This window comes from Streptomyces sp. NPDC029164 (assembly GCF_055563995.1).
Genome location: NZ_JBVHWW010000069.1, coordinates 1 through 17,612, shown reverse-complemented (window position 1 = coordinate 17,612; position 17,612 = coordinate 1). Strand labels below are relative to the sequence as shown.

21 protein-coding genes are annotated in these 17,612 nt (G+C 71.1%); 11 read left to right on the top strand and 10 right to left on the bottom strand.

What is annotated here, in order from left to right; translation table 11 throughout:
* The first annotated feature begins 143 nt into the window (after window positions 1-143).
* Window positions 144-359, top strand: coding sequence for an I78 family peptidase inhibitor (locus tag ACZ4VT_RS36565; RefSeq protein WP_467955673.1), 216 nt, complete (start codon window positions 144-146; stop codon window positions 357-359).
* A gap of 20 nt (window positions 360-379) precedes the next feature.
* On the opposite strand, the gene ACZ4VT_RS36560 is transcribed toward ACZ4VT_RS36565, so the two are convergent.
* Window positions 380-1,333, bottom strand: coding sequence for an MBL fold metallo-hydrolase (locus ACZ4VT_RS36560; RefSeq protein ID WP_467955672.1), 954 nt, complete (start codon window positions 1,331-1,333; stop codon window positions 380-382).
* 761 nt (window positions 1,334-2,094) lie between these two features.
* On the opposite strand from ACZ4VT_RS36560, the gene ACZ4VT_RS36555 reads away from it, so the two are divergent.
* Together ACZ4VT_RS36555 and ACZ4VT_RS36550 are read left to right on the top strand one after the other, a co-directional pair.
* Window positions 2,095-2,409, top strand: coding sequence for a hypothetical protein (locus ACZ4VT_RS36555; RefSeq protein WP_467955671.1), 315 nt, complete (start codon window positions 2,095-2,097; stop codon window positions 2,407-2,409).
* Window positions 2,406-2,999 (top strand): hypothetical protein, encoded by a 594-nt coding sequence (locus ACZ4VT_RS36550; RefSeq protein ID WP_467955670.1) that lies wholly within the window; start codon window positions 2,406-2,408, stop codon window positions 2,997-2,999. Before ACZ4VT_RS36555 ends, ACZ4VT_RS36550 begins: the two co-directional genes overlap by 4 nt.
* Before the next feature lie 57 nt (window positions 3,000-3,056).
* On the opposite strand, the gene ACZ4VT_RS36545 is transcribed toward ACZ4VT_RS36550, so the two are convergent.
* Entirely contained in the window at window positions 3,057-3,851 is a 795-nt protein-coding gene (locus tag ACZ4VT_RS36545) for a rhomboid-like protein (protein WP_467955669.1), read from the bottom strand.
* A gap of 410 nt (window positions 3,852-4,261) precedes the next feature.
* Here ACZ4VT_RS36545 and ACZ4VT_RS36540 point away from each other — a divergent pair, with 410 nt between their 5' ends.
* Window positions 4,262-5,110 carry a C40 family peptidase gene (locus tag ACZ4VT_RS36540; protein WP_467955668.1) on the top strand — a complete coding sequence of 283 codons (849 nt, stop codon included), beginning with the start codon at window positions 4,262-4,264 and terminating at the stop codon, window positions 5,108-5,110.
* A 60-nt stretch (window positions 5,111-5,170) separates the two neighbouring features.
* Window positions 5,171-5,554, top strand: coding sequence for a hypothetical protein (locus ACZ4VT_RS36535; protein ID WP_467955667.1), 384 nt, complete (start codon window positions 5,171-5,173; stop codon window positions 5,552-5,554).
* A 166-nt stretch (window positions 5,555-5,720) separates the two neighbouring features.
* Here ACZ4VT_RS36535 and ACZ4VT_RS36530 read toward each other — a convergent pair whose 3' ends face one another.
* Window positions 5,721-6,248 carry a 2'-5' RNA ligase family protein gene (locus tag ACZ4VT_RS36530; protein WP_467955666.1) on the bottom strand — a complete coding sequence of 176 codons (528 nt, stop codon included), beginning with the start codon at window positions 6,246-6,248 and terminating at the stop codon, window positions 5,721-5,723.
* 421 nt (window positions 6,249-6,669) lie between these two features.
* Between ACZ4VT_RS36530 and ACZ4VT_RS36525 the strand changes: the two genes are divergently transcribed.
* On the top strand, window positions 6,670-6,840 hold the full coding sequence (locus tag ACZ4VT_RS36525) for a chaplin (protein WP_467955676.1): 171 nt from the start codon (window positions 6,670-6,672) through the stop codon (window positions 6,838-6,840).
* Between the two features lie 185 nt (window positions 6,841-7,025).
* Here ACZ4VT_RS36525 and ACZ4VT_RS36520 read toward each other — a convergent pair whose 3' ends face one another.
* Window positions 7,026-7,865 (bottom strand): SDR family oxidoreductase, encoded by an 840-nt coding sequence (locus tag ACZ4VT_RS36520; protein WP_467955665.1) that lies wholly within the window; start codon window positions 7,863-7,865, stop codon window positions 7,026-7,028.
* 90 nt (window positions 7,866-7,955) lie between these two features.
* On the opposite strand from ACZ4VT_RS36520, the gene ACZ4VT_RS36515 reads away from it, so the two are divergent.
* The 4 genes from ACZ4VT_RS36515 to ACZ4VT_RS36500 all read left to right on the top strand — a co-directional run bounded on the left by ACZ4VT_RS36515 (window position 7,956) and on the right by ACZ4VT_RS36500 (window position 12,101).
* Window positions 7,956-8,324, top strand: a complete 369-nt coding sequence (locus ACZ4VT_RS36515; RefSeq protein WP_467955664.1) for a winged helix-turn-helix transcriptional regulator — start codon at window positions 7,956-7,958, stop codon at window positions 8,322-8,324.
* Between the two features lie 377 nt (window positions 8,325-8,701).
* Window positions 8,702-9,277: a hypothetical protein gene (locus ACZ4VT_RS36510; RefSeq protein ID WP_467955663.1), complete on the top strand. Its 576-nt coding sequence runs from the start codon at window positions 8,702-8,704 to the stop codon at window positions 9,275-9,277.
* 682 nt (window positions 9,278-9,959) lie between these two features.
* Window positions 9,960-10,163: a cold-shock protein gene (locus ACZ4VT_RS36505; RefSeq protein WP_314247744.1), complete on the top strand. Its 204-nt coding sequence runs from the start codon at window positions 9,960-9,962 to the stop codon at window positions 10,161-10,163.
* A gap of 1,329 nt (window positions 10,164-11,492) precedes the next feature.
* Window positions 11,493-12,101 (top strand): type 1 glutamine amidotransferase family protein, encoded by a 609-nt coding sequence (locus ACZ4VT_RS36500; protein ID WP_467955662.1) that lies wholly within the window; start codon window positions 11,493-11,495, stop codon window positions 12,099-12,101.
* 112 nt (window positions 12,102-12,213) lie between these two features.
* On the opposite strand, the gene ACZ4VT_RS36495 is transcribed toward ACZ4VT_RS36500, so the two are convergent.
* Both ACZ4VT_RS36495 and ACZ4VT_RS36490 read right to left on the bottom strand, forming a co-directional pair.
* Entirely contained in the window at window positions 12,214-12,954 is a 741-nt protein-coding gene (locus tag ACZ4VT_RS36495) for a nucleotidyltransferase domain-containing protein (RefSeq protein WP_467955661.1), read from the bottom strand.
* Between the two features lie 656 nt (window positions 12,955-13,610).
* Window positions 13,611-14,246, bottom strand: coding sequence for a TIGR03086 family metal-binding protein (locus ACZ4VT_RS36490; protein WP_467955660.1), 636 nt, complete (start codon window positions 14,244-14,246; stop codon window positions 13,611-13,613).
* Window positions 14,247-14,362: 116 nt separating this feature from the next.
* Between ACZ4VT_RS36490 and ACZ4VT_RS36485 the strand changes: the two genes are divergently transcribed.
* Window positions 14,363-15,334, top strand: coding sequence for a helix-turn-helix transcriptional regulator (locus ACZ4VT_RS36485; protein ID WP_467955659.1), 972 nt, complete (start codon window positions 14,363-14,365; stop codon window positions 15,332-15,334).
* 484 nt (window positions 15,335-15,818) lie between these two features.
* Here ACZ4VT_RS36485 and ACZ4VT_RS36480 read toward each other — a convergent pair whose 3' ends face one another.
* From ACZ4VT_RS36480 to ACZ4VT_RS36465, 4 genes are all read right to left on the bottom strand, one after another.
* On the bottom strand, window positions 15,819-16,319 hold the full coding sequence (locus ACZ4VT_RS36480) for a hypothetical protein (protein ID WP_467955658.1): 501 nt from the start codon (window positions 16,317-16,319) through the stop codon (window positions 15,819-15,821).
* A gap of 101 nt (window positions 16,320-16,420) precedes the next feature.
* Window positions 16,421-16,801, bottom strand: a complete 381-nt coding sequence (locus ACZ4VT_RS36475) for a DUF3560 domain-containing protein (RefSeq protein ID WP_467955675.1) — start codon at window positions 16,799-16,801, stop codon at window positions 16,421-16,423.
* 246 nt (window positions 16,802-17,047) lie between these two features.
* Entirely contained in the window at window positions 17,048-17,185 is a 138-nt protein-coding gene (locus tag ACZ4VT_RS36470) for a DUF7919 family protein (protein WP_467955674.1), read from the bottom strand.
* 80 nt (window positions 17,186-17,265) lie between these two features.
* Window positions 17,266-17,448: a hypothetical protein gene (locus ACZ4VT_RS36465; protein ID WP_467955657.1), complete on the bottom strand. Its 183-nt coding sequence runs from the start codon at window positions 17,446-17,448 to the stop codon at window positions 17,266-17,268.
* Window positions 17,449-17,612: the final 164 nt, after the last annotated feature.

Genomic DNA, 17,612 nt, shown 5'->3' with positions numbered 1-17,612 from the left:
TCGGTCCACACGGTCACGGTGAAGCCCGCCATGCAGCTGATCAGCCCCTGTCAGGCCCGTCGGGCCCCAGGGGCTTCGGCCTTTCCGGCCGCCGCACCGGCTCACAGCGCTTGTGCACCGCATGGGCAGGGCAGGTGAGAGCCATGGCTGCTTCCGCTTCCTCACCCACCGCCGACGATCCGGCGCACTACGCAGGGCTCGACGCCGACGAGGCCGAGCGCCGGGCCCGAGCGCGCGGCTGGACGGCTGTGCGCATGGTCCCGCCCGGCACGATGCTGACCATGGAGTACCTCGAAGGCAGGCTGAACTTCGAGGTCGGGGTCGAGGACGGCAGAGTGCGGAGGGCCTGGAGCGGCTGACCTGATCCGTGCGGCAGCCGTCACTGGTGCTGTTCGGGCAGCCGGCTCTCCGGATGCGCCCACAGCAGCACGTTCCCGGGCCGCTCCTCGCGGAAGAAGTCGAGCACGTCCTGGTCCGAATGACGCAGGCTGAAGTGGGTGAGCACGAAGAGGGTGTCCGGGTGGGCCTCGACGACGGGCTTCAGCCGGCTCCACACGGTGTGCCCGACCCGCTCGGCCCGGGCCAGCTCGGCGTCGTCGAGGAACGTGCACTCGGTGATGATCACCGGGTACTCGAACAGCCACGGGTTGTCCTCGAAGACGCTGACGTGGGTGTCCCCGAGGAACGCGAACAACGGCCTGAGCAGCTCCCGTTCGACCTCGGCGCCCTCCTTGCGGCGCTGCGCGAGGACACGGCCGAACTCCGCACCCCGGCCCTGCTCCGCGAGGCCGCGCCGCAGTTCCTCGTACTCGGGCAGCAGCACCTTGCGGGGTTCCGAGAACGCGTACCCCACGCACGGCACCTTGTGGACGCACTCCACCACCCGCACACGGTGGCCGCGGCGTCCGAACGTGAACTCGTCGCCACCGCGCACCCCGTGCAGCCGGCAGCCCGCGGCGAGCGAGGGGTCGTAGGCGGGTCCGTGGTTCAGTTCGGCGGAGGCCCGCAGGAAGGTCTCCACGTACGGCGCCGACGCGGCGGGCAGGTGGATGTCGACACCGTCGGGCCGGGCGGCGAGGTAGTCGAGGTCCTTGGAGTGGTCGTGGTGGGTGTGGGTGAGGAAGACGGTCTCCGGCCGGCGCCCTTCCGCCAGGCCGGCGTCGAGCGCGCAGCGCAACTCCGGGATGTGGAAGAAGGTCTTGTCGTTGGCGCGCGAGTACCCGGTGAGGATGAGCTCGGTCCCCGGTATGCGCCAGGTCTTCCACTGGCGGAACGGGTGTCCTCGCTCCAGCCGTTCGGGATGGGCGGGCGTCCGCACCGGGGCCAGGGTCATCGGTGCCTCCGTCGGACCGCCATGATCAGGTGAGGGGCCGATCGTAGCGGGCGCCCCGCCGGTGCGGCCCGCGGTTTTCCCGGCGCGCGACACGCCTCACGGATCGTCACCGAGCATGCCCGGTGGGGCGTACGGGGCGGTAGCGGCAGCCCTTGCGGTGCCCGTCGTCCGCGCCCTTCCCCATGCGCCGGAACCGGTGGACGGCCGCTCCCCGGGGACCGAAGAGGAGCGCGGTCCGCGTCGGCGGGCCGTGAGGGGAGCGCCCTGACCACGTCTCCAGCCGCCGGCAGGCCGGCCCCACCACCGAGCAGCGCCCGCGAGGTCCCGGACAAGTCCACGTGCCTACGCGCTGCCCGCCGAGTGGAAGACCGGCGCACTGCACCACAAGATTTCCAAGGAGCGCCTCAGCTCGATCGCCGAACAGGTCACGCCCGCCTGGAACTCGAGGAGCTCGAAGCTCCAAGGGGCGGCGCAGGCGTTCCGGAGCCTGTGCTGGGCCGTGGCCGGGGAGGACGTCGCCGAGGCCGTGGCCATGGCGGGGCCCGGCGGCAGCCCCAACCCGCACCGCCTGCTGTGGAACCTGCCGCTGATGGTGTCGCTGGGCCCGCAGAGCCCCGCCCACCGGGAAAGCAGCAGCGGCCGCCGTGGTCCGCCCAGCGATTTCTCGCGCGGGCGCCCTCGTCGCTGCCGGTCACCCGGGTACGGGACGTAGGCGTCAAGAAATGCTTGACAACTCGGCTGTGTCAAGGTTTTCTTGACGCATGTTGATCTTGAAGTCGAAGGCGGCCCGGCACCGGAACCTCCTTCCCGCGACCACACCCGCCACCACACCCGCACCCCTACCCACACCCATGGCCGCCGTACTGCCACTCGCCGTGACGCTGCCGGCCATGACGGCGATGTTCGGCGGCCGGCTCGGCACCTTCGCCACCCTCGCCCTGGTCGTCGGCAGCCTCCTTCTCATCGTCTGCACGGCCGCCCTGACCGCCCGGGCGGCCCGCGACTGCGCCGAGCAGGCACGCCGCGACGAGGCAGTCCTCGACGCCCTCGAACCCCTTGCCGGACCGCGCCGATGAGCGACGAACCACTGCTCAACCCGGCGGAGACGGACCGGATCCGGGAAGGGATCGCCGCAGCCGTCCTCGGCGCCCCCGACGGACTCGCCGACTCACTCGAACACGACGCCCACGGGTACCTGCGCCTGGTGGACGCCTCGCGCGTCGGCGCCGAGGAGGCGAGTCGGCTGCTGCGCGAGGCCGTCCAGGGCGCCAGGTCCGCCGGCCACAGCTGGGACACGGTGGGCCGCGTCCTGGGAGTGAGCCGCCAGGCCGCCCAGCAGCGCTTCTCGGGCAAGACCGCGGGGGCCGGTCCGTCGGCACCGCCCGCCGACGGGGCGAATGCCCCGAAGCGCCGCACCCTCAGCGGGTTGACCGCGTTCGACGAGATGGCCGCTCTGGAGGAGGCCGGCCGTGCCGGCTGGCACACGGTCGGCTATGGCCCCTTCTTCCACGAGGTGGAGGCGTCCGGCCACCCCTGGGAGCACTGCCGGGTCACGCTCCCCACCGCCGCGCGCCACCGCCGACTGGAATCCGAAGGATGGATTCCGGTCGGCGCCGGATGGTTCCCGTGGCGGTACTACAAACGGCCCGTCGACCCCGCCACGTAAAGACGGTGAGACGCTGCTGCCGCACTCGCCGCGCCCTGCTCGCGCCGTCGCCGGAGCTCAGAGCGATGAGGGAGGAGTCTTTGCTCCGGCCGCCGATGACGTCGATTCCGGAACGCAGCCCCGCCGCGCCCCGAAGCCGCCCGCGGGACAGGACGGCCCGCCGGCGCGGACCCGTTGCCGCCTGAAAGCCGGAACACCCAACAGCGCGAAGCCAAGGGCCGCCGCCACGAGATGGCCGATCGTGGTGAAGTCCGGCAGCGGCCCGGTCCAGTCGGCACCGCCGAGCGGCCACGCGAGCACGAAGACGACCCAGGGCAGGCGACCCCAGCCGGGGAGGGCGAGTGTGCCGACCGCCAGCACGGTCTGCGCGCCGTAACTGACCCCGTAGTCCAAGGCCTGCCGCACGGCCGCCGGATACCAGCCGTGCCGCAGCGCGACGTTGATGACGACAGCGGTGAGCAGGGTCGCCGCGACGTGCCCGCCGAGGAACACGGCCACGGCGCGCCGCTTTCCCCACCGGTGCTCCGCCCAGGCCAGGAAGCAGCAGACACCGAGGCCCAGGGTGATCAAGGTACCCACGAAGTCGGTCGAGGTGACATCCGTGAGCGTGCCGTCGAAGAACAGCGCGCTGCCCAGCAGCGCGGACAACGGATGGTCCTGCAGGTTGTCCAGGTTGGTGCTGAGGTACCCCAGCACGCCGGCCGCCCGATCGGCGGACAGCCCGTGAGCGACCCAGGCATGGCCGGCCAGCAACAGACAGACATAGGCGAGGGTCAGCGGCGCACGGCGCGGGTACCCCCGCACGGCGAGGAGCGCTCTGCCCAGAGGACCTGGCGGTGACTGAGAGTTCATACCGCGGCATTCTCCAGGTCGAGCCGAAGCCGGGATCGGCGGGTGACGTCAGCCATCCCCACACGGCCCCCGTCACCGCGGTCACCCCGGGCCAGGACCGGAACCCGCCACGCGATACAGGGGGGTCACGGGCCCTCACCGAGTGGTTTGTTGACGGGCCTTCAAATGACCAGCTGGGAGGGGGTTTCCCGGGAGTTGCCCGTTGCCCGTTGCGGTGGGCGACCCGCGCTTCCTCGACACGCAGGGGTGGCGGGGCACAGTCTCGGAGTGCCCGACCGACAGACCGACAGACCGACAGACCGGCGGAGGGCCGGTCCGTGCTCCGTACGACGAGCACACCGCGAACACCACAACGGGCACGACGCCCCGCGGGACACCGCGCGGCGGGAACGGGGACGGGGGAGCAGGACATGGCGATGCGGAGAACGGCGGTCGCGGCGGTGGCGGTGCTCACCCTCCTGACCACATGGGGAGGCGCCCGCAGCACCACGGCGCTCGCGGCACCGACGGCAGCCGCGGCATGTGGCGTACTCGCCCCCGGGGCCTCCGCGGTCGCCGAGAGGGCCGTGGGAGCCGCGTGCGAACAGATCGGCGTCTGGTACACCTGGGGCGGCGGCCACGGCCAACAGCCGGGCCCGACATACGGGCAGGTCGACCCGAGCGATCCGGACAGCGCGCACGACCCGGAGCGGCTCGGCTTCGACTGCTCGGGACTGGTCCGGTACGCCTACGCCCGCGCGGCCGGCGGCGACCCGCTGCCCGGCAACGCATACCACCAGTTCCATGCGCCGCAGGCGAACCAGCGTTTCACGGCCGCCCAGGGGACCGGGCCGCTGCTCCCGGGGGACCTGCTGGCGTGGGGCTCGGGGGGCTCCGTCCACCACATCGCGATCTATCTGGGCGCGGGGAAGATGGTCGAGGCCCGGGAATCGGGTACCCGGATCACCGTCAGCGACGTACGCCTGGGCGGGGACTACGCGGGAGCGGTCCGCATCGCGCCGGCCGCGGCACCCGGCACGTTCAGCACGTGGGGCACCGACGTGTGGACCCACAAGGAGCCGTCCACCACCAGCCCGCGGGTACACCGCTTCCCCGGCCCGACCACGGTGCGCGTCGAGTGCCAGAAGCACGCCGAAGTGGTGACGGCGGACGGCTACACCAACGACGCCTGGTCCTACCTGCCCGAGTACGGGGCGTGGATCACCAACATCTACATCAAGGGCGCCGCCTGGCTGGACGGCGTACGCACCTGCCCCTGAGCAACTGATCACCCATCACCCATCATCCGGCTCCCGAGGGAGCCATTCCGAGGAGGAAGCATGGACGCAGGCAGGAAGATCGTCCTGGGGCTCACCGCCGTCGCGCTGGTCGGCAGCATGGCCGGCGTGAGCGGGCCCGCCGCGGCGACGCCCACCACCGGGAAGAGCGCGGCCGCCGAATGTGGCGTCCGCGCCGACGGCAAACTGTGGTGCGGCAACCGGGTCGGCGCCAAGGGCTACGAGCACCGCCGGTACAACTCCGCGGTGCGGGGACCGCTGAACACGAGCCCCAGCTGGTTCCAGTGCTGGGGCCGCGGCGACCAGCACGCCGGCGGCAACAACGTCTGGTACTGGACCCAGTTGGACAACGGCCAGTGGGGCAACGTAGCGGCCGTGGACGTCCACACGTCGGTCGACCCCGCACCGGGCCTGCGCGAGTGCTGACGCCCTGAACCCAACGGGTGCAACGGGTGCGGCACTGGCCGCACATCTGCCCACGCTCCCGCGAGGAGCAAAGGCCGGCCCACGCCTGCGCAGCGGGCGTGGGCCGGCCCGTCCGCCAACCGCCGCTCGCAAGGGCTGCCCCGGCCACGGCGTCGGCGGGCGGTGTTCACCGTCCGTCCGCGCCGCCGAGCGGCGCGGTGAACCGAGGCCGCCAGCCTTCCTCCGTCAGCACCACCAGCTGGACCGCGGCCGCACGGGTGCGCAGAGGCAGCAGGCTGCCGACCGCAGCGCGGACCTGGGCGGAGGGCGTCGGATCGTCTGCACCCATGGCGACCGTGACATGGGCGGCGGGCCGCACCCCGAAGCGGCCCTTGTACGGGCGCACTCCGGGCCACCGGGCGCGGTACGCGTCGACGATCGGCTGGAGTTCCGGAACGCTGACGGCGACGAACCCGGATGCCGTCACGAGCTCCTCCAAGAGCAGATCGGCTGCCGGAAAGTTCGCCGCCAGGGAGCGCACGTCCTTCTCGTCCTGACCCGTCAGCGCCGATGCCGGCACGAACGGGTAGAGGAGCGAGACGTGCGCCGGCACCCCATGCCGCACCAGAGCCGGGTCGATACGCCGCGCCGCATCGAGGAGCGGAGCGGCATCGGGCAGGACAATGACGACGGCAGTGGTCCCTGGCTCTGGCACTCCCTCATCATCGCAGGCCAGGCCCGGGGCCCGGATATCAGACCGGGCCCGAGCCCAGGCTGCGCGACGTGGTGTCACGGCACGTCAGGCCGGAAGAACGCGCGCCGGGGGCCGTGGCCCGGGTGCTTCCCGATCCCGCTGCACCGTCCGGTCTTCCGATGAGGGGCGGAACGCTCTCGTACGCCGGCCCGCGCAGCCCGGCGTACGCGCGGCACCCGAACGGGTCGACCACCGTGTCCAAGCAGCCGGTACAGGTGTTGGAGAGGACAAGCGCCCGGCAGGGGCCCGGCCTACCGGCCCGGCCCACGGCCGACGCCCCCTTTCGCTCACCGTTCAGACGCACATCCTGAAGGAGACCTCAGTGAAGAAGACCACGGCCGTCATCACCGCTACCGGCGCCATCCTCCTTGGCGCGGCGGGAATGGCTTCCGCCGACGCCGGTGCCCATGGTGCGGCCATCGGCTCGCCGGGTGTCGCCTCTGGGAACCTCGTTCAGGTCCCGGTCCACGTTCCCGTCAACGTCTGCGGCAACACCGTCAACATCATCGCGCTGCTCAACCCGGCCTTCGGCAACACCTGCGTCAACGCCTGATCCACCCCAGCAGCGCACCGGGGAGCCTTGCCGGTTTCCCGTGTGACACGTGAGCGCGGCCCCGGCTTCCTCCCCGGTCCGGCCGCGCTCACGCGCGTCCACCCCCGCCGTGAGCCACGTGGCTCTGACGGAATCAGTGGCGCGGCGCTGCCGGATGCTCCGGGGGTGGCGGGCTCCCTGATCCCTCAGCGGAACGCGGCGACGTTGCGGGTCGCCCACTCGGCGAAGGGGCGCGGCGCGCGGCCGAGGACCCGCTGGACGTCCGGGCTGACCCGCAGTTCGGCCGGGCTCGGTGAACCAAGGATGTCCAGGGTGTCGTCGGCGAGTTCCGCCGGCATGCTCCGGGTCATGGCGGCTTTGGCCTCGCCGCGGGTGAGCTCGTGGAACCTCACCGGAGAGCCCAGCGCGGCGGCGATGGCCTCCGCCTGTTGGCGCGGAGTGATCACCTTCGGGCCGGTCAGCTCGTACACGCCGTGGGTGTGCCGGTCATCCAGCAGGCAGGCGGCCGCGACCGCGGCGATGTCCGCCGGGTCGATGATCGGCACCCCGACGTCGCCGAAGGGCGCGGCGACGACCCGCTGCGCGCGGACGGACTCGGCCCACCACAGCGCGTTGGAGGCGAAGCCGCCCGGCCGCAGGACGGTCCACTCCAGGCCGGACTCCCGCAGTGTGTCCTCCAGCGCGCGCATCGCGATCCGTGTCGAGCCGAAGGGCCTGGTCGCCACGCCCAGCGTGGAAAGCAGGACGACCCTGCGCACCCCGCAGGCCGCGGCTTCGCCGATGATGTCGGCAGGGCCGGCTCCGGTGGCGTGCAGGTCGCCGGACAGCAGCAGGAACAGCGCTTTCGCCCCGGCCAACGCGGGCCTGAGGCCGGCCGGTTCGGCCAGGTCGGCCACCACATGGCGGGCCCCGTCCGGCACCGCCGCCGTATGCCGTGACACGGCCGTCACCTGCCGGCCCGCCTCAACCAGCTCCTGCGTCAACGGCCGGCCGATGTTCCCGGTAGCCCCGGTCACCACGATCATGAGTAACTCCTCGTCAGATGTCCTCGGTGGCCTCACGCTAGGAGCAGGGCTAACTTCTGGTAAGGACATACCTTCAGGTAAGTTCATGACATGACGGGAAGCGTGCAGGACGGACAGCCCGAGGCGGGCAAGCGGTATGACGTGTTTCACACCGACTGCCCCGCGCGCGACGTTGTCGACCACGTGACCAGCAGGTGGGGCGTCTGGGTGCTGATCTCCTTGCGCAGCAACAGCCTCCGGTTCTACGAGCTGCGTGACAGCATCCAGGGCATCAGCGAGAAGATGCTCGCCCAGACCCTGCGCGCGCTGGTCCAGGACGGCCTGGTCTGGCGGGAGGTCGAGCCGACGACACCGCCCCAGGTCACCTACGGGCTGACCGATTTCGGCCAAGACGTCGGCGAACCGCTGACAGACCTGTTCGACCGGATCACACAACGGCTGCCGCCGCGCAGCGAATAGCGCCACCGAGGCCGGCGCACCTCCCCGTACGCGCCTGCACCCCGGGCTCCGGCCCAGCTCCTCGCCCGGCTCCGGGCCGATCGACGTGCGGAGCGGTGGGTGTCGGCCTCCGGAGATCCCCGAGGCCGGGCGGGGCCGAGGGCCTGCGGGGGGTTCTGGACGTTGGTCACGGCTTCAGCCCCACCCCTTTGCACGAGGCGGTGCCTACCTGGCAGTTGCACGGAGCCACGGCCCCGGCCGTGAACGCCTTCATGGACTCCGGCCGCGAGAAGTCCGGTTTGAGCCGGGTGATGTGCGACAGGGTTCGGCGGGGTGACCGGCCGCCGAGCAGTATGTGTGAGACTCCCTCTGAATGATCACTCGGGGGGAGTTCCGCGTTGAACGCGCTGTTGAAGAGGGTGTGGATCGGGCTGGCCGCGACCTTGATCGTGAGTCTGGCCGCCGTGCTCCTGCCGGACCACATCCAGATAGAAGACGACGGGCGCATCCACCTGGGCGCGCCCGCGCCCACGCCGTCCCCCTCCACGGCGGCGCCCACACCGGAGTCCACGTCACCGCCCCTCACCCGCGACGCCGTGGACGAGGTGATCCGGACCGCGGTCAACGCGGCGGGCCTCGACCCGGCGCAGGGCCGCCCGATCGGCGCGGCCGGCGCCAACTCGAACAGGACGGGCTGGACGGCCGTCCGCGAGAAGACCGCCGCACAGTCGGAGATGAACGCGATCTGCGCCGACCTGGAGCGCCAGGGCTGGACGCTGAACCCGAACGGCGACCGCGCCGACGCCTCCTGCAGCTACAAGCGCGGCGGCTGGTACCTGCTGGTGAGCACGCGCGGGAAGACCCAGGCGCCGTCCACCACCTTGAGTGACTCGCAGACCTACCTGACCCTGGCCGGGCTCCAGCTGAACCTTTCCGACATACCCCTCCCCGAGGTCACCGTCCGCATCGGCTGACCCCTCACAAAGAAGCCCACGCCGTCTTCCCGGGACACCCCGGCGCCCTGGGCCCGGCCGAGTCGGCCGGCCTGTACCGGACAGCCGTCCATCAGGGGCCAACCGGGCGGGCGTTCGGGGGAGGGCACGCCAGTCAGCAGAAAAGCGCCAGCCCGCACCAGCCCTCTCAGCATGCGAGCGGAATCCTCGCCGTGTCCGCGTACTTCTCTGTGTGCACCGCCGAGTACGGAGATGTGTGCACCGCGGTAGCTCCCGTTCGGGTGCTTGCTTCCGTCCCGTAGCGTCTCTTCTCTCACGTGTCGGAGAGCGGTGAAGGGGGGCCTCTTGGACGCCACCGCTGTTCGGCAGCCTGCCCCCCGACGGCCGTTAGCCCGTCACGGGCCAGCTGCCGGGAGGAGCCGCCTCGTTGTCAGGCTGCGTCTGTGTCTCGCTCGATCGCGGCGAGGCGGTTCTTGAGGCAGCGGCTGGGCCCGTGGATGGAGATGACGGAGGAGGCGGTCGCAGAGCCGCGGCGGCCTTCGCCACCTGGTTGTGGGGCGGGGCCGCCGACGGGCGGGGAGTTGTCGTCCTCGGTCTCGTCTCGTTCACTCCCGGGTGGTGTTTCGCCTGCGCAGGGTGGGGGAGTATCGGGTTGCTGCCGGCCGCGGTGTTCGCGGGCTGGGGTGGATCGGGAAGGCATGTCATGGCTCAGGGGACTGTGAAGTGGTTCAACGCGGAGAAGGGGTTCGGGTTCATCGCGCCGGATGACGGTACTCCGGACGTGTTCGTGCATTTCTCCGAGATCGATGCGTCCGGGTTCCGGTCACTCGAAGAGAACCAGCGGGTGGAGTTCACCACCGGCCAGGGCCCCAAGGGTCCCCAGGCGCAGCAGGTCCGCCCCATCTGATCCTTTCTCGCCTGACCGCCGCCGCGCACCCGGCCCTGGCCCGAGCCCCTGCGTCCTACGGACAGCTGCGGGGCTCACGGTGTGCCGGCGGTCACGGCCCCGCCCAGTCGACGCCGAGCTCGGCGAGCCGCGTCTGGCCGAGCCGGCCGCGACGGACTTCTGGTGGCCCACCCAGCTACCGGTGCGGTGTCCGGCGCTGTCGGGCAGCCACTCGACGAAGGCCCGCCCCGGCATTCCACTTCCCGTTCGGCGTACTGCTGGAGAACCTCCAGGCCCTCCTGAAACGGGCCGGGCGAGGCCGCCCGGAGCTCCTCGTCACCGCGGCCGCGGCCGGGCACCCACATGGGCTTCAGGGCCTGCCGAGAGGTGGCTCTATCGCACGGAAGTACACGAGCGTGAAAGTCTCGTAGTCGTGGTCCAAGAGTGACGCGTTGCAGATCGCGCAGTACGGGGGCATCACGGGCTGGTCAACTCCGCTCCGCCGAACGAATCATGATCACAATCCTACGTTCGTCCTGGCCACCGGCACCCGTCTCGCGCCGCACCCCAGCACCGGAGCCCTGCCGACGGGGATACACCGGCCAGTAAGGCAGGCACACGCCTGCTCTGACCGCCGCCTCATCGCGGAGGCGCGGCGGGCGGGGATGGAACACCGCCCGCTCTATACCGGCCAGGGAAGCAGTCCGGGCGCGTGATATCCGCCAGGATGCGTGTCCGGCAGGCCTGGCGCGTGTTCGCCTGCGAGGATCGTTCGGCTGGAGTCGGGGGATCCGCCGTGAAACGACGGCCCTTGCGGCTCCGCCCCGCATGCCCCCGGCCGGCACCCCCCCCGCTGGCCGGGCCGGCCCCGGCCAGCCCACCCCCCCCGGCTGGTCGGGGCTCATTCATACGGAGGGATGTCCGGGATCGCCTGGCGGCCGCTCTCCCGGTTGTTCACCGCCTGCGGTGCAGAATTCAACGCGATCACGAGCCGGGCTTGCGCGACACCGGCGGCCTCACGCTGGCGCGCCGCGCCGCGCCCGTCCGGTCGCAGACGGCAACTGCGACACGCTCTCCGGCAGCGCCGTGCTGCGGCGCCCGGCGCCCGGTACCCGACCGCACTGGTGATTGGGACCGCCCGGGCGTGGCGCGTGCGCGGACGGCGCAGAGCCGCAGACGGGATCCGGCCGGCCGGTGGGCAGGGACGTCAAGCGCACCCGTTGCTCAGGGGCGGAGCTTGGGACGCAGCGCGGCGGGAGGCATGCCACTGGCTGCTGATTGGATCTCGCTCCGGAATGACATGTCGGTGAGAGTGCTGGCCTGATCGTTGCCGTACTCAAAGGAGTTGTCATGCAGGTAGCAGTGGTCACCTTCGACGGGTTCAACGAACTCGACAGCTTCATCGCTTCCGCTCTGATCAACCGGTGCCGCAAGGACGGCTTGGAAGCCTTCATCACGACGCCAACACCCCAGGTCACATCGATGAACGGCGTCGAAGTGACCGGGCAGCGCCCCATGGAGTTCGTGACCGAAGCCGACGTCGTGCTGATCGGCAGCGGGGTGAGAACACGCGACGTGGTCGCCGACGACCGGCTGATCTCCAGACTGTCACTCGACCCCGCCCGCCAGCTGATCGGCTCCCAGTGCTCCGGCGCACTGGTACTGGCCCGGCTCGGGCTGCTGGCCGGCATGCCGGCCTGTACGGACAGGACCAGCCGGCCCTTCGTCGAAGCCTGCGATGTCACCGTGCTGGACGCCCCGTTCCACGCCGAGGGGAACATCGCCACGGCAGGCGGCTGCCTGGCGTCCCAGTACCTCGCCACTTGGGTGATCACCCGCGTGCTCGGGGAGAAGGCCGCGCGCGACGTCCTCGACTACGTGGCGCCGGTCGGCGAAAACCAGGAGACCGTCGAGCGCGCCCTGCGTGCCGTCCACGCGAGCGAGGGCGCACTGCACTGACGCCCCGCCAACAGCCTGGCGACTGACCTCCGGCCTCTTGGCTGCCGGCGAGCGAGTTTTATGGACGGGGCTGCCGGCTGTCCGTTGTCGGTTGCGGTGCTGGCACTGTGTGTCAGCGCGCCGCGGCCACCGAGTCGATGGTGCCCTCCCAGGTCCTGCGGTATCCCTCGCGGAGAGGGCCGCCGACGAGGTCGAGCACTCTCCACGCTGCGCTGATCAGTGCCGCGGGGTCGCCTGACCCGCACAAGCGGTGGTGTCCTTCGAGCAGGGCGGCTCCGCGTTGTGGGTCGGCTTCCAACAGGCGGCGGGGCAACCACTTCCCGCCTCCGATCCACGCCTGATGGTGGTCGCAGAGCAGATCGGCGGCGGTGTTGACCACGTACCCGGCCACGGCCAGGCGCTCGATGGGGTCACGCGCGTCAGCGAGGTCGTCCAAGGCGTCCGTCAGACCGTAGCGCCTTGTTTCGACGGTCTCCGGTGCCAGTGCGGGCGGACCTGTACGAAGGTCTGCTTCGGCCAAGGCACGGGCGCGCCCGGCCTCGCCATTGGAATCGACCAGCACGAGGCCGGAGGCGTACATGTTCTGAAGGACCGCCCGCCGTGCGGCGACGTCTGCGGCGAAGAGCTCCAGGAGACCGGTCCGGGTGTGGATGAAGAGTTCAACGACACGTTCCTCGAACCGGATCGTCTCCCGGCAGGTCACGCCGCCGTCCTCGACCAGCACCGCGATGTCCAGATCACTGCTGGCAGTGACTCGTCCGGCAGTCGTGGAGCCGGCGAGGACCACGGAGAGCGCATCGGGAAAGCGGCTGCGGACGAGACGCCGCGCCTGGTCGATGGGGTCTGCATACATGAGACGCAGAGTGCCAGGATCCTCGATCAGAGACGAGTGGATTCCGCACGGCGTGGTCCGAACGACCCGATGCCCAAGCGACGGACTGTCCAACAGCACATATCCGAAGCCCGACGGCTACCGTGCGCTGCTGTTCACCGCCACCACGGCGGAAGACCGGCCGTTGGCGCAGACCCGGCGCGGGCGCCGGACCCAGGACCGGCTTCCCCACCTCGCTCTGCTCACCGAACCGCGGACACCGGCCCGCACTGGATTTGTCGCCGGCCAGCCAGCCTTCGGTGCTCGTGCCCTCGATACGGGCGTAGATCCACTTGTTGCCGTGGGCATGGGTGACGTAGCAGTGGTGGCAGACCTTCACGCGGGACGTGAACCCGCGGACAGGTGGGGGCAGGTCCGCCCCGTCTCCGTCAGTCGCCGTGGGCGGGACCTCGCCCACGGCGATCGCAAGGGGCCGCTCTGCCACGGCACCGCAGCCTGCGAGAATGCGCGCCATCCCGCTCCGGCTCAACCCGGCTCGGGACACGATCGGCGGCCAACCCGTTGTACGAGGCGGACGTCGACCTCACCGATGAACAGGACGAGCCAGCTGATCTCAGCGGCCCGTGAGGGTGGTCGCTGACCCTCGTCGGCCGTCCCGGGCCCCCCGCACCGGGGCCTCAGGGCCGGCGTCCGGCCCAGGCCACCAGCCGCTCGATGGCCGGGGCCTCGGGGCCCACGGCCACCACCTCCGCGAAGGGGATCCGCCCGCCGCGGGTTTCGGCCGGGAGCGCGCGACGTACGACGCCGATCACACGCTCGATGAGCGCCGGGTCCCAGTCCGGGTCCTGCCCGGTCGCCCTGGCCAGGTCCCAGGTGTGCACCGTGAGTTCATGGGTGTAGACGGCCGCGGCGGCCGCGCCCGGCAGGACGCCCATCGGCAGGCGCAGCTGCCGGCCGAGGATACCCGGATCCGCCCACACCTCCGCGACCTCACGGGCACCCGGCACCCAGGCCGCCGCCCATGCGCCGTCGGCGATCTCGTCGGCGAAGGACGGGACGCTGAACGGGTCCTCGCCGCGCCCGATCACCGAGATCCGGCGCACGACGGCGACGAGGTGGCTCGACAGCCGCCGTACATCGAACTCCTCGCAGGGGGTCGGGGCGTCGTACTGCTCGGGCCGGACGGCGGCCAGCGTACGGCCCGCCAGCTCGACGGCCGCGGCGAGGTCGGTCCGCGGATCGAACGCGAAGGAGGCGTCGACCGTACGGGGGGAGTCGGAGGGGGTCTCGATGGGCTGCTCGGTCTTGTTCATGGGTTCATCCTGTAAGCAAAACTGGCCACCTTCTGGCCAGTTTTCCAAAGAGAATGAAAGGCGACGACGCGCCGAAGGCGACGACGCGGGCACCCACGAAGGAGGAAGAACGGCACATGAGAGCCGACCGGCTGGTGGCGACCCTGCTCTTCCTCCAGGAACGCGGCCGCGTCACCGTCCCCGAAGTGGCCGCCGAACTGGAGGTGTCCGAGCGCACCGCCCGCCGAGATCTGGAGGCCCTGGCCGCGGCCGGCATCCCCGTCTACTCGCAGCGCGGCCGCGGCGGCGGCTGGTCCCTCGTCGGCGGGGCCCGCACCAACCTCACCGGGCTGACCGCCGACGAGATCCGGGCGCTCTTCCTCGTCACCGGCCCCCTGTCGGCCACCCCCGAACTGCGCACCACGCTGCGCAAGCTGGTTCGGGCCCTGCCGCCGACCCTGCGGGCGCAGGCCCAAGCCGCGACCCGCGCGGGGGTCGTCGACGCCACGGACTGGTCCCGCAACGCCGTCACCGCCGACGCCGCCCACCGCTCCGCGCTCCAGGGCGCCGTCGTGGACGGGATCCGCGTCCGCCTCGGATACGCGAGCGTCGGCAAACCAGCCGGCGAACGCACCGTCGACCCCCTCGGACTCGTGGCCAAGGCGGGCGTCGACTACCTGGTCGCCGGTACGGACAAGGGCCTGCGCACCTTCCGGCTCAGCCGGGTCACCTCCGTCGAGCCGACCGGCGAACCGGTGGCCCGGCCGCCCGACTTCGACCTCGCCACGGCCTGGCGGACACTGTCCGGAGCCTTCCAGGACGGCATGTACGCGGTGACCGCCCGGGCCCGCGTCCACCCCGACACGCTGGCCCTGCTGCAACGGTTCCTCGGCGGCCGCGTGCGCGTCGGCGGCCCGCTGCCCGACGGCTGGATCGAGGTGTGGGTCGACGGCCCGGCCGCCAAGGCCCTGGCAGGACATCTGGCCGGACTGGGAGGGCGGGTCGAAGTACTGGAGCCGCCGGAGGTACGGCAGTGGCTGGCCCGGATCGCCGCCGAACTCACAGGGATGTACGCGGGGGAGGAACCGAACCCACCGCACGACCAGTAGCCGATGGCGAATGGCGAACCGCTTTGGAGATGCCCATCGTGCTCGATCTCGTCGACCAGGGCCACGACGTGGTCCTCGTCAGCTTGTCGCTGGAGATCACCGGCCGCTGCCGGCTCACCTGCCCGTCGCTCCGCTACGCCGAGTCAGGGCCGACGCGGAGCCACGGCAGCATGAGCAAGGACGACGGTCTGCAGCAAAGACCAGCCGGTACTTTGCACCCGCGCCGACGGCCCGCTGCCGTGGCCTGGACTCCAGGCTCGCCTGGTGTGGTTCGTGCCATAACGGACGGACCTCGGCGATCACATGTGCTGAGAGCCCTGTGATCCTCCGATCGCTGATGATCGCTGCACGAGACCCGTTCCCCACCACACGAGCATGATCAGGGATCAAGATCTGGCGTGCCACCGCCAACCATGCACGAGCTCGGCAGGGGGTGTCCTGCCGCCTGTCGGCAGGACACCCCCTGGCCAGGTCCTGTCGTACCTCAGACGACAGGGGTGTTCGGGAGGACCGAGAACCCGGTGCCGCACGCCGTCACGATGTTCCCCGGCGCGAAAGGCGTGTTGTTGGTGGTGCACCGGGCCTCGTGCAGCACCCCGTCCTGGGCCAGCAAAGTGATGTAGAGGGTGCCAGGGTTACTTTCGGTGACCGAGGCCGCGCTGTCGATGACGCACGTCGGCGCGTTGGCGAGGAGGCCCAGGTTGATCCACACGCCCGGGTTCCGGCTGTCGTTGACGAACGAGTGTCCTTGCGCGTCGGTCGCGACACGGAAGATCACGCCGGAGGGGAAGTTGCTGAAGTCCGGAGCGGCGGAGCTGACGTCGCGGGCACCGCACTTCTTGCCCTGCGCCGTCATGGCGCTGTTGGGAGCCGGGGCGTTCCCCGGGCCGTCATCGGCGACCGCGGACGGGACCATGAGCGCCCCGAGCAGTACCGCTCCCGATACGACCGACATGCCCCGCGCGGCCCAAGCCAGCTTCCTCATGTGCTTCCTTTCCTGGAGGGGAGGGCCCTCCGTGACATGCACGGAGCGGCCACTTCTACGGGAAGGGGCATCCCCGCTCACGTCGGGACACTCACCGAAGGTTACATATCATCACTCTTTGGAACGGCGGGAGACCTCGAATGGTGGCGACCGGACACCCATCTGCCCGGCGGCCACCGAGGGTGTCTACGAGACCCCCCGGCCACGCCCCGTGCAGGGTGCCCGACGTCTTGCCGCAGACCTCGCCCCACACGTCCAAGGCCTCCTCCTGGGCGGCGCCGATCACCCCCGTCAACCGCTTGGCGGTCCCGGCGGCTCGGCGCCGTGCGCACGGTGGCCGCCGGCTTCAGCACGCCTGCGTAGTGCTCGGCGCGGTTGCCCTGGGCCATGCCGATACGGTCGTTCGCCTCGATCCGGGCGAGGGATCGGCGGTGCCGGCGCTCGGAGTGGTGGCCGACGAGGACGGGCTGACCGAAGGGGATGGCGGAGCCGATGCGGTGGGCCTCGGCGAACGCGGCCGTGGATGCGCGGGCGGCCCGGCCTCGGCCACCACGTTGAGGGTGAAACGGTCGGCGGCGCGGTCGCGGGAGTGCGGGAGGTACCAGCAGCCGAGGTTCCGGGACCAGCGGAAGCGGCGGCCCTTGAGGATCTCCGAGGAGCTCGTCGTCGACGTGGCGAAGGGCCGCATCCTCCGGTATCCACGGGAACCTGATCCCTGGAAACCTTGCCTACCAGGCTCCGTACGGGTCGAAGGCGAGGACTGCCTCAATGAACCGCTGGGGCGGCAGGTGGCTGTGGTCGAGGACGTAGTGGCCGATGAGGCTCGGAGCGGCGAAGACAGTGCCAGGGCTGCGGGGGGCGTGGATCTCACCGGTTCCAGCGATTGCGCGTAGGTGTCCCGGATGGGCGACCGTCTCCTACGAGACCGTGCCGTAGCGACTCCGGTTCAGGCCAGCCGGGAGCCGAGGCGGAAGCGCATCTCCCCGGCGGCATGACGGATCTCCTCGGGCTGCGCGTCATCGTCGAGCACCCCGAGGAGGACCATCAAGGCCCTCGCCGCGTCCCCGCTGATCAACTTCAGGCGCGGCTCGGTGACCCCGTCGAGGAGCACGTCCAACATCTCGTCCATGCAGAACACCGCCGGACTATCGCGTCACCCTGGCCGAGCCGGCACTGCGGTCCGATTCGACTGGGGACGGCGCATCCAAGCGGCAGGGCAGACCAAAGCCCCTGGTGCCCGACGGGCACGGCAGGGGCTGATCAGCTGCACGAACGTTTCACCGTGTGGACCGG